This is a genomic window from Ruegeria arenilitoris, assembly GCF_013031355.1.
GTDB lineage: Bacteria > Pseudomonadota > Alphaproteobacteria > Rhodobacterales > Rhodobacteraceae > Ruegeria > Ruegeria arenilitoris_C.
The window spans coordinates 232,634-245,932 of the sequence record NZ_WPZO01000002.1; the positions used below are offsets into that span (position 1 = coordinate 232,634).

Consider the following 13,299-nt stretch of genomic DNA (forward strand, 5'->3'; position numbering starts at 1 on the left):
TCTGGCGGAGTTCTATCTCATGTCTTTCAAACTATCTGAATACCTCTCCCTGTTGGCTGCCTTTGTTGGCAAATCGTTTGGGACATGCTTTCGGATGCAACGACAGGTGAACAGGTTGCATACGAGCCTGACCAAAGGGTCTGTCAAACGTCCCGGCGTGGACGGCTGACACCAAACCCAACCTTGCGGGCTTCGGGCGTCTCCGATTGCGCTTGAAGCCCGCTTTGCGACGGGCTTATATCCGGCGCAGGATGAAGACCGTTCTGAACAGATTCCTGCCTTTGGCACTTTCGCTGCTCGTCATATTGACTGGGCAGGGGGTGGCTGCGTCGCGCGGGCTGGACACAGCGGTGGGGCAGATGGTGCTGTGCACCGGCTCGGGTCCTGTGGTGGTCTATATGGACGCCGAAGGCCAACCGGCGAAGCCCCCGCATTTCTGCCCGGATTACGCTCTGACCCTGTTGGGCGCGATTGCGGTTTCGGGACCCGAACTGCCTGTGGTCCCGAAAACCGGTCGGCCGGCACCCTTGCGCAAGGCGGACAGTCTGATTGCCCTTCCGGTTCCCTACAGACCGGCCCGTGCGCCTCCAGTTCTGATCTGAAGATTTACTCTTATCAGACACTTGAACAAGGAGAGGCACGATGTCCCTCAAATCCAAACTCCTGGCCACTTTGGCCACCGCACTTCTGGCCACTTCTGCCTGGGCGCAGGATGCAATTTCCGTCAATGATGCTTATGCCCGGTCGTCGGGCAAGTCGGCCAAGGCCGGTGCGGCTTTCATGATGATCCAAAACGCTGGCGAAACCGATGACCGGCTGATCGGCGTGAAATCGGATGCGGCTGCACGGGTCGAGTTGCATACCCATAAGGTTGATGACAATGGCGTGGCCAAGATGGTGCATGTCGAGGAAGGCTTTGTCATTCCGGCAGGCGAGATGCACATGCTGAAACGCGGCGGTGACCATGTGATGTTCATGGGCCTGACCGCTCCGTTCGAGCATGGCGCGACGGTTCCCGTGACCCTGATCTTTGAAAAGGCGGGCGAGGTTGAAATCGAGATTCCCGTCGATCTGGAACGTCAGGACAAAGGCGGTCACGGTTCGCATTCGAACTAAGCGAACGCCTGTCTTCGGGCCGCTCTGCGGCCCTCATCCATGCGTCAGGTCGGGCCTTGCCCGGCCTGTTTGCGTTGTGCCGAACGGATCAGCGATTGACCACCCGCATCGCGACACGGTCATGGGCGCGTTTGAAGCGCGCAGTCAGCCAGAACATCACTGCCGAAAAGGTCAGAGCTCCGAACGCGATGGCCCATCCCAGGGCCACCATGCCGCTGCCGGGCCAGAAGATCAGCACCAGCCCGATCACCAATGCCACGATCCCCGAGTTGCGGACCGAAGCGGCATCTGGATGTTGATCCGACATCTGCCGCCAAGCCATCAGAGAGCCGACCCCCATGATCAGCGCCCATGCGCCCAGAAGGAAGAAGGTCAGCCGGGCCACGCCTTCGGGCCAGATCAACAGCACCAGTCCGATCAGCAGCGCGCCGATACCCACGCCTCCAATCAGTCCCCGCCGACCAAAGCCCAGCAAGGTCAGTGCGCCGTCGAACACCAGCAAAAGGCCGAGAAGTCGCAACAGCAGAGAGATGCTGCCCGTCGGCCAGAACAGGGCTGCGATGCCCAGCGCCCCGGCCAGAATCCCACGCAGCAGGAAGGTCCACCACAGGCCTGCCAACTGATCCCCCAGCGCGTCGCGGCCGTCCAGGGTGCCGTCATCAAGGATTTCTTCGCGTGGAAACTGGGGGTCTGTCATAATGCTCTCCCGGCGTGTTAGGGCTTTACTATAAACAGGAAAATCTGCTGCTGTCTGCGAGGATTTCAGTCAGATACTCTCTAAAATTCCCTCTACCCAGAGCGGGACTGTCTCTGAGGCGGGGCCGAGGATGACGTCGTCAAAACTGGACGCGCCATTCGACGGGGCGAGGTTCAACTCGACCGTATGCGCACCGGACGTGCGGGCCTCGTGCACAAAGGCAGCAGCGGGGTAGACCTGCCCCGAGGTGCCGATTGCCGCGAACAGGGTTGCATCGGCCAGATGGTCATAGATTGCGTCCATGTGGTAGGGCATCTCGCCAAACCAGACCACATCCGGCCGCGCAGTGGGGGCATTGCAGGCTGGGCAGGGCTCGCCCACCACCATCTCGGGTGGAGAGTGCCACCGGTGATCACAAGCCGCACACAACGCCCCGGCCAGCGTGCCGTGCATGTGAATTACGTTTTGGGCGCCACCGGCCTCGTGCAGGCCATCGACGTTCTGGGTGACGATTACCACATCCCCTTGGAAATCCTGTTGCAGGCGGGCCAGCGCCTTGTGCGCCGCGTTGGGCTGAGCCTCAGCGGCCTGAACCCGGCGGGCGTTATAGAACGCATGGACCAGAGCCGGATCGCGAGCAAAGCCCTCGGGTGTGGCGACATCCTCGATCCGATGTTGTGCCCACAAGCCGTCTTCGTCGCGGAAGGTTCCCAAGCCGCTTTCGGCGGAAATTCCGGCCCCTGTCAAAATGACGATCTTTTCCATCTTTGCCTCGCGCGCTACACCTTGGCCCATGATCCACCGTATCCTCTTTGTCTGTCTGGGCAATATCTGCCGTTCCCCTGCTGCCGAGGGCGAGTTTCGCGCTCGTGCACCCCACCACATGACCGACAGCGCCGGGACCTCGGGCTGGCATATCGGTGAGCCGCCCTATGGGCCGATGCAGGCGGCGGCGCGGGCGCGGGGTATCGACCTGAGCGACCTGCGGGCGCGGCAATTCGTGGCTGAGGATTTTGATCGGTTCGACCTGATCATCGGTATGGACGCCGAGAACATCAGGAACATCGAAAGCCTGCGGCCTGCTGGGAATGAGACCCCGGTGTGCCTGCTGACCGATTTCGCCCCCCGGACGGGAGCCGATCACGTGCCCGATCCCTACTATACGCGGGATTTTGACGGGGCGCTGGACCTGATCGAGGCCGCCGTGGCAGGGCTCGAGGCGCATCTGCGGGCCTAGCCCATCACCTTCAGGCGGTCGGTTAGCCATGGCAGTTGCGCCAGCGCCGGGTCGACAATCTGGTTGCGCATCAGGCGGCGCATCATGCCGGCAACTTCTTGCGGAACCTGATCGGACCAGTCGGTGCGGGTAAACAGGGATATCGTGCGCGCAAAATCTCCGAACGGGGCGGGGTGCGCCTCAAGCGCGTCGTGAAAACGGGTCGCCCGCATATAGCCCAGCGGCGTGGTAATCGCCCAGCCAAGGCCACGCGCGACCATCGCCATCAGCGCCAGATGGGAACCGATCTCGAACCGCTCTTCGTATTCCAGCCGCTGTCGGGCCAGATGTGCCTCGATCTGGCGGCTGATCAATTGATCGCGGGCATAGCGCAGAAAGGGCAGTTCCTGAACGGCGTTCTCAACCCCTTTGGGCGTCACCAGAATGAATGGATCCTGCACCAGGGGGTATTCAACCACGCCCTCCAGCACTTCGCCGGAATGGGCCGAAACCATCAGATGCAGGCGCTGGGCCTCTAGCTCTTCGAACAAATCCAGGCTGGGCAGGGTGAGCAGCTTGAAGTTCGAGCGGGTCAGGCTGTCGGCCAGCAGAGTCGCCAGACGCGGGGTCAGGTCGTTGTCGAAATCGTCGATCAGTCCAATGGACAAGGTGGTCAGATGGCCCAGATCCATCACGGTCAGCTCGCTTTGTGCCATCTGGAGTTCGGCCAGCACAGCCTCGGTCCGAGCCAGAAAGCTGCGCCCCGCCTGCGTCAGCCGCATGGGGCGGCGCCCGTGATCGACCAACTCGGTCCCTAAGGCGTTTTCCAGGTTGCGCAATTGCTGCGATACCGAGGGCTGGCTGAGCCCCGTGATCTCGGCGGCCTGCGCCACCGATCCCGTCCGCGCCAAGGCCTCGAATACTTCGAGCCCGCGCAGGGTCAGCCCTTTCATAACCATCAGATATACCTTTCGCTGCGCCTTTTCTGGGGCGCAGTGCGGATCAGGTCAAGGATTGAGATAAGTTTAGCTGCAGATCGCCTGCGCCATTTGGCCGAAGTTCCGATACCGATCCCACAGCGCATCATCGCGTGCGGTTTTGGACATCTTCAACTCTTGCGCCTGATGGGGGTCTTTGAACCACTTGGCGACCGTCTTCTGATCGCTGCGGGTCAGCGCCTGATTGGCCACTCGCTGGATGCAACTGCACCGGTCTCGCGTCGCGGCTGTGCGGTCAGACGCCAGACATGCCCGCTTGATCTGCGCCGCCTCGGCGGCCTGAGGTGCCATCGCCGAGATCGACATGGCACAGAGTGCGATTAAGAGGAGCTGTTTCATGCTCGAGCCTCGTTTTTGCCTACCCGGAGAGATCTGTCGCCCCTCTCGGTCTGGGCAGGAGTATGAATCAAACGCCTCACTGGATCAATGGACAAGATTTTCTGTATCAAAAACGTGGCATCCCGCCGCTTCAGGGCCAATCTTGCGGTTTGCATAACGTTGCGAACTTGCGCTGCGAGGTCAGGAAAGAACAGGGCGTCGGGGTCATCAGACGCGTTCGATGGTACCGCAAGAAGGCTTTCAGAAGCCGCGCCATTGGCTTTGATCACCGCGTGCCGATCCAGCAGAAGGTGATGATAGCAGGCCGTTTTCTCATCCGATAGCGCGGCGAGCCCGGTGTCCACGAGGCTGATGGCCGGTACAAAAACCTCGGGCACGCCAAAATGCAGTTCGGCAAGGGGATGGGTGACCAGAAGCCTGTGCTGTTGCGATACACTTAGGGGTGCAAAGTTCGTCAGCACACCTGTCGGAATTTCGACCATCCGGAACCGCCCGATTGCGATCACATCCCGTGAACCTGTCCAGCGGACAGGGGCAAACCCATCGTCCTGCGTCCAAACCACGTCGCCTGGTTTCATCGCCTCGATAGGGGTGTCCCCGCGATCGGTGCGTATAAATGTCCCTCGGCGATAACAGATAGGCGTGACGTAATCGACGACTGCAAAGTTAGGTCCTTCCTGCGTGCTAACAACCTGCAGTTCCACCCCGGCCGGGGGGAACTCTCCCGGGCCGCCAATGAAGGCAATTCCTTCGACCGTGGCATAGGACGGGGATGAGTTGTTCACGTTGAAGGCGACGGCCTGATAGGTGTTTACCCCGTCCGTCAGCGTTATGCCGTATTCGGCCTCGACCCGTGTGCCGTCGGTGAACAGCGTACCGTCAATCGTTTGATCGCCATCCAGGCGCTGATTGGTGTCATTGTCGGCGAAATTGGCATCGTTTCCACCATCGCGAATGAACACTTCGGTGGCCGAGCGGGTGTCGATCGTTATGGTCTGGCCGATCAGATGGCTGCCGTCGCCCTGATTGAGGCCGTCCAGCCCCTGCGCCAACGAGATTGACAGCTGGCTTTCACCCATAACAAATATTGAATAATCAGCCATCTAGTACACTGCTCTCTCACCGGTGTTTTGATCGGTTGCTAGCAAATTCACCGGCAGACCTCAATTTACAGTAAACGAGGCTGGTCAATAACGCGCTCTGAGTGTCCTGTCAGGGCGCTTCCCGGCTTGACGAGGGGCCAATCTACGGACATATCCCGATCCATGACAGACCTCGCTCATATCCGCAATTTCTCCATCGTCGCCCATATCGACCATGGCAAATCCACCCTTGCTGACCGGCTCATCCAGGAGACCGGAACGGTCAAGGATCGCGACATGAAGGAACAGCTGCTCGACAGCATGGATATCGAGCGGGAACGCGGCATCACCATCAAGGCCAACACGGTCCGCATCGACTATACCGCCGATGACGGCGAGAAATACGTGCTGAACCTGATCGACACCCCCGGCCACGTGGACTTTGCCTATGAAGTCTCGCGGTCCATGCGTGCTGTCGAGGGGTCGCTGTTGGTTGTGGACTCGACCCAAGGGGTCGAGGCGCAGACGCTGGCGAACGTATATCAGGCCATCGACGCCGATCATGAGATCGTGCCGGTGCTGAACAAGATCGACCTGCCTGCGTCCGATTGTGACCGCGTGGCTGAACAGATCGAGGATGTGATCGGCATCGACGCGACCGACGCCATTCAGGTCTCGGCCAAGACGGGGCAGGGCATCCACGAGACGCTCGAGGCTATCGTGAAACAACTGCCCGCACCGCAGGGCAATCTGGACGCGCCGCTCAAGGCGATGTTGGTGGACTCTTGGTACGACGCTTATCTCGGAGTCATCGTTCTGGTCCGCATCATGGACGGCACGCTGAAAAAGGGCATGCGGGTCAAGTTCATGTCGAACGGCACCCTGCACCATGTCGACCGCGTCGGCGTCTTCCGCCCTGAGATGGAGATGGTCGACTCGCTTGGTCCCGGTGAGATCGGCTTCTTGACGGCGTCCATAAAACAGGTCCGCGACACCCGCGTTGGTGACACCATCACCAATGACCGCAACGGCACCGAGGTCGCCCTGCCGGGCTTCAAACCCGCGCAGCCGGTGGTGTTCTGTGGCCTCTTCCCCGTGGACTCCGCCGAATTCGAGGACCTGCGCGACGCGATTGAAAAACTGGCCCTGAACGATGCCTCGTTCTCGTACGAAATGGAAACCTCGGCCGCGCTGGGCTTTGGCTTCCGCTGCGGCTTCCTGGGCCTGCTGCACCTTGAGGTCATCCGCGACCGTATCGAACGCGAATATGATATCGAGCTCATCACCACCGCACCCTCGGTGATCTACAACGTCTACATGAAAGACGGCGAGATGATCGAGTTGCACAACCCCGCCGACATGCCGGACCTGTCCAAGGTCGACCACCTTGAGGAACCGCGCATCAAGGCGACCATTCTGGTGCCCGACGAATACCTTGGCGACGTGCTGAAACTCTGTCAGGACCGCCGCGGCATCCAGATGGACCTGACCTATGCGGGCAGCCGCGCCATGGTCGTCTATGACTTGCCGCTGAACGAGGTCGTCTTTGACTTCTACGACCGCCTGAAATCGGTGACCAAGGGCTATGCCTCGTTCGACTATCAGATGACCGGCTACCGCGAGGACGCGTTGGTCAAGATGTCGATCCTTGTGAATGACGAGCCGGTGGATGCGCTGTCGACCATGGTTCACCGCGACCGGGCCGAGATGCGGGGCCGGGCGATGTGCGAAAAGCTCAAGGACCTGATCCCGCGCCACATGTTCAAAATCCCGATCCAGGCCGCCATCGGCGGCAAGGTCATCGCGCGCGAGACCCTCTCGGCCCTGCGCAAGGACGTGACCGCGAAATGTTACGGCGGCGACGCCACGCGGAAACGCAAACTGCTGGAGAAGCAGAAGGCCGGTAAGAAGAAGATGCGCCAGTTCGGGAAGGTCGATATCCCGCAGGAGGCGTTTATTTCAGCGTTGAAGATGGACAGTTAAAACGCCCTGATTAGTCGCCCTTGTTACGATGCAAACAAGGTGATCGGTTGGGGTCTTGGAAACGGAAACGGAGTAAGCGCGGACTTGGGTTTGCGTAGAGGTCTAGTTTAGGGAAAAAGCTGAAAGTAGGCTGCTTTTTTGACTCTCCATCACACTGGATTCGGAGATTTGTTTTCGCAGTTCATTTCTTGCAGCGTTCACTGCGACAATAAACTCATCAGACATTTGGTACAGAGTTTCGTTTATTCTTCTTGTCATTTCGCTCTTCGATCCAGTTAGAAGAGTCCCGCTAGAAAACTGCTCCCTCCAATTTAGAGCTAGTAGTTCATGGTCGTTCATAGAAAAGCGGTCAGCTTCTCCGCTAATTACACGGAAGCCCGTATAGATGGCGCAATTGCCCCCACCAGTTTCGAAGCCTAGAGCGCTAATTTCAATTTGAAACCAGCTTGTATCGCCAGCTGTGGCAATGTTCTTGTAACCTGAGACTATCAAGTTCTTTTCTATGGCTGTTTTTGCTCCGCTCGAATTTGTCCAGCAGCCGTCAGTTGCTTGATCCCGAATAATCACTTCAATCTTTTGATCTTCAGGCAGAAGAGCCAGTTTTAGATTAACGTCAAAAACCGTTGCACCGTCTGAGCCTTCAGAGATCGCAGGTGATAAGGTGGACGAGAAAACAACCAAGGCCAAAGCGATAGCCTTATGAGGCAAAAAAAGATAGCGCAAAGAGTACTCCTCAACGAAGCCATAGTCTTAACGGTATTCATTTGCTGGCAGCTTGCGCAACCATGATCAAGAGTTTTCGCTAAGCGTGGTCAGAAAACACGTTTGCGAGTGAAGTGAAGTTTATGCATACCTAGTTAAACTGTCCGGCAGTACCGCCGGGCCGCGCCGACCCGCCCCCATGAGGAGGCGCAATTGCTCCCAGGGCTCCACGCCTTCGAAAGCGAAACTGCCCCGCTATCAGCCATCCTTCGCCGGTCCGCCGTATCGGATGCTGACGACCTCCGGGCCTGACCCGTTTCATGATATTCTCATCACACCCCAAAACACGGGAGGATGAATCAATGAAACATCTGTCTCTGACCGCTGCCTTCTGCCTGTTCGCCGCGCCCGCCTTTGCCGGGCAATGCCCCACCGACATTGCCGCCATCGATGCCGCTCTGGCTGCGGGTCCTGACCTGTCTGAAGAACAGATCACACAGGTAGAAACATGGCGCGACGAAGGTGCGGCGCTGCACGATGCAGGTGATCATGACGCGTCGGTTGCAACTCTCGCCCAGGCTAAAGAACTGCTTGGCTTGAACTGACACTATATTGCCGGATCCGGATTGGTGAACGGGCTGTGCGTTTGCGCCAGCCCTCGGGCCGGTCGTGACCTTCAGTTCTACTTATCAAACGTTAGATGGTTGCATTTAAAGTGAAAGCGATTGAGATTGTACGACCATGCGCAAGTCCAACCCCAAGATCGAGTTCTCAGTTTTGTGCCTGCTGGTGGCGGGCATGCTGGTCTACCGGTGGACTAAATTCGAACCATGGTTCGTCTCCGATACAATCTGCGCGGTCGTGATCGTGGGAACGTCTTACCTCTACTACTTTAAGTGGAAACGGAAGAAGTGAGCAAATGGCGAAGGTCGCGATGTCGCGCAGTCTGACCCAGATCAAGGACCAGTTTCGGCCTCGATTCTAATCTCCGCCAAAACAGACTGGAAAAACGAGGCCCCTATGTCGCCCCTGACGCTGATCATTCATATCTTCCTTGGCTCCACCCTTGCCGGGTGCGCTGTGATTGCGGTTCTGGTCATGGGGCACGCCGCGTGGACGACCCTGCTGATCGCGGCGGTTGTCGGCTTTGTCGCGGCATTCCCGGCCTCGTTTCTGGTGGCCCGCAAGCTGGAAGGCTGAGACCCGGTTTAGACGCAAAGAACGGAATGTGTTATCCTCCGCGCGGGGGACCGCGTTCAGGCGGTTTTTTCTTTACATGCTTGCAACGCCAGACCCTCAGAAATGAGAGGTTATTATGCACAAGTTCTTGAAAGCGACCGCAACTACAGCCTTGACCCTGGGCCTGTTCGCAGGCCCGGCCATAGCCGAGACTTTTGACGCCACCGGCAAGGGCACGGGGACGAATGTGAACCAGGTCTATGGTATCTCGGACGGTCACGCGGTGATCAAATCGCAAACCGATTATGATAGTTTCGAGGTTGCCGCCGGGCACCCTCTGGAAGGGGCGTCGGGTACCTGTTTCGGCGCGGTGCTGGTCAATGGGGCCGGGGTCTCGGGTACTGGGAATTGCGTGTTCGACACCGCCTCGGGCGAAAAAGCGGTGATGACCTGGACGGCCACCGGGATCGGTGCGGATGGCGCTTTGACCGGTGACTGGACGGTTTCGGGCGGCTCAGGCAATTGGGCCAGCGCAACGGGGGGCGGGAGCTTTTCGTCTCTGACCGACCCCGATACCAAGAAATTCGTAAACACGATCACCGGCAGTATCACGGTGGAATAAATTTATACTTCGCAATGGTTTAGGGCGGGGGATATACCCCCGTCCGCCGAAAACGTCTGAGGGTTCAATGAACCACAGATGAAGTTTCCCTTAGGTAAGTTGCAACCAACTCTCTCGCTTCCAATCTGTTCAGCAGGCCAAGGACGGCCACAGCTTTGGAGGAGAGAGCCAATGACCAGATACATGACTGCCGGAGCAGCCGCTCTGGCCGCGACCCTCACCCTTGGAACGGCCGCTCTGGCCGACGCGCCGGACCTGCGCGGCACATGGCTGGGGTCGTATACGACCGTTTCGCCATCCCATACCCATCGCGTGGATGAACCCCGGTTCAACCAGGCCGAGTGGATGCTGGACATCCAGATTCAGGAAGAAAACGTCTTCTGGGGTCCCAGCAAGTGGCGGCGCGATGGCGACACTGATTGGAATGAGAACGAGGCCACCGGCACCATCAGCCTCGATGGATCTGGCAGCATCGGGATTGTAGAAACCTCACCGTTGGTCATCGGCGCGAACGCGTTGATCGATGCCCGGTACGAAGACGGAAAGATCTTTGCGGATTTCCGTAGCCTGCGTAACGGAACGACCTACAGCACCGTTCTGGAACGTCAGGTGAACTGAAGCGTCTCTGGCCCGATCGGTCTGTAGGGGGTACTGGCTGCTGTTCGTCGCAGCGCGTAATTGGTAATCCCGGTCGGGCCAGAGTGCTTCTCAGGAAACGGAACCAATGTCTCCGACGGGAGGAGGCGGGTCGGACGGCCATTGCGCCACCTGCGACAGGGTTCGAATCGGAACGTGCCGGGTTGCGGCGTAGCCTGGCGCGGGGTGGTTTGGACCTCGTGAACCTTCAGCGCGGCGTCTCAGGCGGGGGAGGGCGCGTCCGGCCTTGGTTCCGTTTCCATGTCTCTCGACCGTTCGAGGCGTGAGACGAATCGCAGAATCGGAATTCGGGGGCAGGGTGCCCTGATTTCACGCACAAATGCTTGCTCAATCCTTTCGCAGTTGCAGAAATTCGGCCTGAATGGGTGTTTTAACGCGGTTCGGAGTTTTCCTGCCTCAAACCGGCAGAGCTGCGCGACTTCCGGAGTTATCCCCAAAACTTTCCCAGAGGATATCAACACGTTATCCCCGTCTAATTTTCATGCTGCAGTGCTATTTTCTTGTAGGACAAGGGCGCCGGTGCAACGATCATCCTACCACAACGGTTCTCAGGAACCTGGGTGGGGCGCAAAGGCCAGGGGGTCAGCGTGGCAAGGGCAGGTTTTAGGATCTGACTTGTTGTGCAGAGACTTACCGGTGGATGGTCGTGTGATCGGGGTTTCGTACCCGGATCAGAGGACCAGCCTCTCAGAAGGCCTACGCGTGCTGTGAAGTGCTTTTTGGCTCGGCACGGCGGCCGTGGCCCTTTCTGGGGCTAGGGCAACTGGCTCGGGACGTCCCCCGGACGTGTCGACCCGGCAAGGCGTCAGGAGTGTCCGCAAGGATACGTGCATAGACCGCGTCTGCGCACCTGACGCCTTTTCCTTTTGCCGTCTTTCGGCTTGAAACAGGCTGCCACTTTACCCTTGTTCGACAAAACAGCGGGGTCTTGTGCGTTCACAAGAACCCCGCTGCCCTGTCAGAAATGCAATACCGCGTCTATGCACCTGTCCCCCGAATCCTATGCTGGATCGGCTGAATCAGCAACTAAACGCAGGGTGTGCGTTGCGCGGGCTGCTAAGATTTGGAGGTCAGAGGTTCTCCTGAACGTCCGTGGCCGCGCTCTGAATCGCGTCACCCGCTTTCTCGATGTCTTTGCCCGCGCCTTTGGCGGTTTCGCAGGCGGTGAGGGTGAAGAGGGCAAGCCCAATCAGAATTGCACGGATCATCAGTGTCTCCATTCGTGTCTGTCTTGTGTTGCGTAACAGCTTTCCCTGAATGGAACCAGTGCTTTGAGGCCTGTTCAACCCTTGAAGGCAGATGGGGTAACCATGGTGATCGGAACGCCACAACGTGGTGTGATCAGCCTTTTTCTTCGCCGCAAAACATGTCGTAGACCAGTTCGATCATGCGGCGCGGGCGGTCATCGGCAAGACGATAGTAGATCGCCTTGCCCTCGCGGCGGGGCGTTACCAGCCCCTCAAGGCGCAAACGCGACAACTGCTGGGACACGGCCGCCTGACGGGCGGACAGCAGCTCCTCCAACTCGGTCACGGATTTTTCGCCGGACACAAGATGGCACAGGATCATAAGGCGGCCTTCGTGGCTGATGGCTTTCAGGAAATTCGACGCGCGCGTCGCGTTTTCAACCATTTTGTCGAATGTTTCGGGGTGCATGTCTTGCGAAAGCTGGGGTAGGGCCATCGTGTTTTCCTTGTTTACGCGCGAACCAGGTGGAGGTGGTGAGTGGGGTTCGCGGACTCGAATGTCTTGGGTACTTATTTTGAACATGTATTTCCATATGCATGAATCAAAATGATGTGATGTAAGGGCTGCAATATACGAAGAACGCTCTCGGAGCCGGTTGCGAAAGAGCAGGTTCAACACTCAAATTCCGACCGCGCGGCCCGAAGTCTCCGGCCCCCCTTGCAGCCCCCCGGTGGCGACACTAAGACTCAGGTAACGTTTCTTCGGGTAATGTCCCGATCCATAGCAAAGCAGGCAGGTTCAGAATGTTCGATCCAGTTGATACCTATATGAATACGCTCGTCCCGATGGTGGTCGAACAGACCAGCCGGGGCGAGCGCGCCTACGATATTTTCTCACGCCTTCTGAAAGAGCGGATCATTTTCATCAACGGCCCGATCCATGATGGGATGAGCCATCTGGTCGTCGCCCAGCTGCTGCATCTTGAGGCGGAGAACCCCAGCAAAGAGATCTCGATCTACATCAATTCGCCTGGCGGTGTTGTGACCAGCGGTTTATCGATTTACGACACAATGCAGTATATCAAGCCGAAATGTTCGACATTGGTGATCGGTCAGGCGGCCTCGATGGGGTCGGTTCTGCTGGCCGGTGGCGAGAAGGGAATGCGGTTTTCGCTGCCCAACAGCCGCATCATGGTGCACCAGCCCAGCGGTGGCTATCAGGGTCAGGCCAGTGACATCATGATTCACGCGGCCGAGACGCAGAAACTGAAAGATCGCTTGTATGACATCTACGTACGTCATACCGGCCAGACCAAAAAGGCGGTTGAAAAGGCGTTGGATCGTGACAATTTCATGAGCCCGGAAGAGGCGAAAGATTGGGGTCACATCGACGAAATCGTCGAAAACCGCGCCAAATTGGACGGCGACGAGGCCTAAGATCAAGTCCCCGCGCGGCTTGCGCGGGGCACATTTTGAGATTGTAGCCGTCTCGGTGCTGGCCTAAGCTGCACCAACAGGCGG

At 58.3% G+C, this 13,299-nt stretch carries 17 protein-coding genes; 9 read left to right on the forward strand and 8 right to left on the reverse strand.

Features of this window, described 5'->3' with window-relative positions:
* Window positions 1-251: 251 nt before the first annotated feature.
* Entirely contained in the window at window positions 252-602 is a 351-nt protein-coding gene (locus GOX63_RS06745; protein WP_170326826.1) for a hypothetical protein, read from the forward strand.
* A 40-nt stretch (window positions 603-642) separates the two neighbouring features.
* The gene (locus tag GOX63_RS06750) at window positions 643-1,116 is read left to right on the forward strand and encodes a copper chaperone PCu(A)C (protein ID WP_170326825.1); all 474 of its coding nucleotides are present in this window, start codon (window positions 643-645) and stop codon (window positions 1,114-1,116) included.
* 88 nt (window positions 1,117-1,204) lie between these two features.
* Here GOX63_RS06750 and GOX63_RS06755 read toward each other — a convergent pair whose 3' ends face one another.
* Together GOX63_RS06755 and GOX63_RS06760 are read right to left on the reverse strand one after the other, a co-directional pair.
* A complete protein-coding gene (locus GOX63_RS06755; RefSeq protein ID WP_170326824.1) occupies window positions 1,205-1,813 on the reverse strand; it encodes an HdeD family acid-resistance protein in 609 nt (202 codons plus the stop codon).
* A 69-nt stretch (window positions 1,814-1,882) separates the two neighbouring features.
* A complete protein-coding gene (locus tag GOX63_RS06760; protein WP_170545219.1) occupies window positions 1,883-2,578 on the reverse strand; it encodes an NAD-dependent deacylase in 696 nt (231 codons plus the stop codon).
* A 28-nt stretch (window positions 2,579-2,606) separates the two neighbouring features.
* On the opposite strand from GOX63_RS06760, the gene GOX63_RS06765 reads away from it, so the two are divergent.
* The gene (locus GOX63_RS06765; protein WP_170545515.1) at window positions 2,607-3,050 is read left to right on the forward strand and encodes a low molecular weight protein-tyrosine-phosphatase; all 444 of its coding nucleotides are present in this window, start codon (window positions 2,607-2,609) and stop codon (window positions 3,048-3,050) included.
* Here GOX63_RS06765 and GOX63_RS06770 read toward each other — a convergent pair.
* From GOX63_RS06770 to GOX63_RS06780, 3 genes are all read right to left on the reverse strand, one after another.
* Entirely contained in the window at window positions 3,047-3,988 is a 942-nt protein-coding gene (locus GOX63_RS06770; RefSeq protein ID WP_170326822.1) for a LysR family transcriptional regulator, read from the reverse strand. The genes GOX63_RS06765 and GOX63_RS06770 overlap by 4 nt on opposite strands.
* A 66-nt stretch (window positions 3,989-4,054) precedes the next feature.
* Window positions 4,055-4,366, reverse strand: a complete 312-nt coding sequence (locus tag GOX63_RS06775; protein WP_170545221.1) for a hypothetical protein — start codon at window positions 4,364-4,366, stop codon at window positions 4,055-4,057.
* On the reverse strand, window positions 4,363-5,469 hold the full coding sequence (locus GOX63_RS06780; RefSeq protein WP_170545224.1) for a Hint domain-containing protein: 1,107 nt from the start codon (window positions 5,467-5,469) through the stop codon (window positions 4,363-4,365). Before GOX63_RS06780 ends, GOX63_RS06775 begins: the two co-directional genes overlap by 4 nt.
* Before the next feature lie 162 nt (window positions 5,470-5,631).
* Between GOX63_RS06780 and lepA the strand changes: the two genes are divergently transcribed.
* Window positions 5,632-7,431 (forward strand): translation elongation factor 4, encoded by a 1,800-nt coding sequence (gene lepA / locus GOX63_RS06785; RefSeq protein ID WP_170545227.1) that lies wholly within the window; start codon window positions 5,632-5,634, stop codon window positions 7,429-7,431.
* A gap of 102 nt (window positions 7,432-7,533) precedes the next feature.
* Here the strand turns inward: lepA and GOX63_RS06790 are convergent, their stop codons facing one another.
* Complete coding sequence (locus GOX63_RS06790; RefSeq protein WP_170545230.1) at window positions 7,534-8,154, reverse strand: hypothetical protein; 621 nt, start codon at window positions 8,152-8,154, stop codon at window positions 7,534-7,536.
* A gap of 341 nt (window positions 8,155-8,495) precedes the next feature.
* Between GOX63_RS06790 and GOX63_RS06795 the strand changes: the two genes are divergently transcribed.
* From GOX63_RS06795 to GOX63_RS06810, 4 genes are all read left to right on the forward strand, one after another.
* On the forward strand, window positions 8,496-8,738 hold the full coding sequence (locus GOX63_RS06795; protein WP_170545232.1) for a hypothetical protein: 243 nt from the start codon (window positions 8,496-8,498) through the stop codon (window positions 8,736-8,738).
* A 415-nt stretch (window positions 8,739-9,153) separates the two neighbouring features.
* Window positions 9,154-9,333, forward strand: coding sequence for a CTP synthetase (locus tag GOX63_RS06800; protein ID WP_170326816.1), 180 nt, complete (start codon window positions 9,154-9,156; stop codon window positions 9,331-9,333).
* 115 nt (window positions 9,334-9,448) lie between these two features.
* On the forward strand, window positions 9,449-9,934 hold the full coding sequence (locus GOX63_RS06805) for a hypothetical protein (RefSeq protein WP_170326815.1): 486 nt from the start codon (window positions 9,449-9,451) through the stop codon (window positions 9,932-9,934).
* A gap of 171 nt (window positions 9,935-10,105) precedes the next feature.
* Window positions 10,106-10,552: a hypothetical protein gene (locus GOX63_RS06810; RefSeq protein ID WP_170545235.1), complete on the forward strand. Its 447-nt coding sequence runs from the start codon at window positions 10,106-10,108 to the stop codon at window positions 10,550-10,552.
* 1,109 nt (window positions 10,553-11,661) lie between these two features.
* Here the strand turns inward: GOX63_RS06810 and GOX63_RS06815 are convergent.
* Both GOX63_RS06815 and GOX63_RS06820 read right to left on the reverse strand, forming a co-directional pair.
* Window positions 11,662-11,799 (reverse strand): entericidin A/B family lipoprotein, encoded by a 138-nt coding sequence (locus GOX63_RS06815; protein WP_170326813.1) that lies wholly within the window; start codon window positions 11,797-11,799, stop codon window positions 11,662-11,664.
* Window positions 11,800-11,932: 133 nt separating this feature from the next.
* Complete coding sequence (locus GOX63_RS06820; RefSeq protein ID WP_170326812.1) at window positions 11,933-12,274, reverse strand: ArsR/SmtB family transcription factor; 342 nt, start codon at window positions 12,272-12,274, stop codon at window positions 11,933-11,935.
* A 308-nt stretch (window positions 12,275-12,582) separates the two neighbouring features.
* On the opposite strand from GOX63_RS06820, the gene GOX63_RS06825 reads away from it, so the two are divergent.
* Complete coding sequence (locus tag GOX63_RS06825; RefSeq protein WP_170326811.1) at window positions 12,583-13,215, forward strand: ATP-dependent Clp protease proteolytic subunit; 633 nt, start codon at window positions 12,583-12,585, stop codon at window positions 13,213-13,215.
* The last annotated feature ends 84 nt before the right edge of the window (window positions 13,216-13,299 follow it).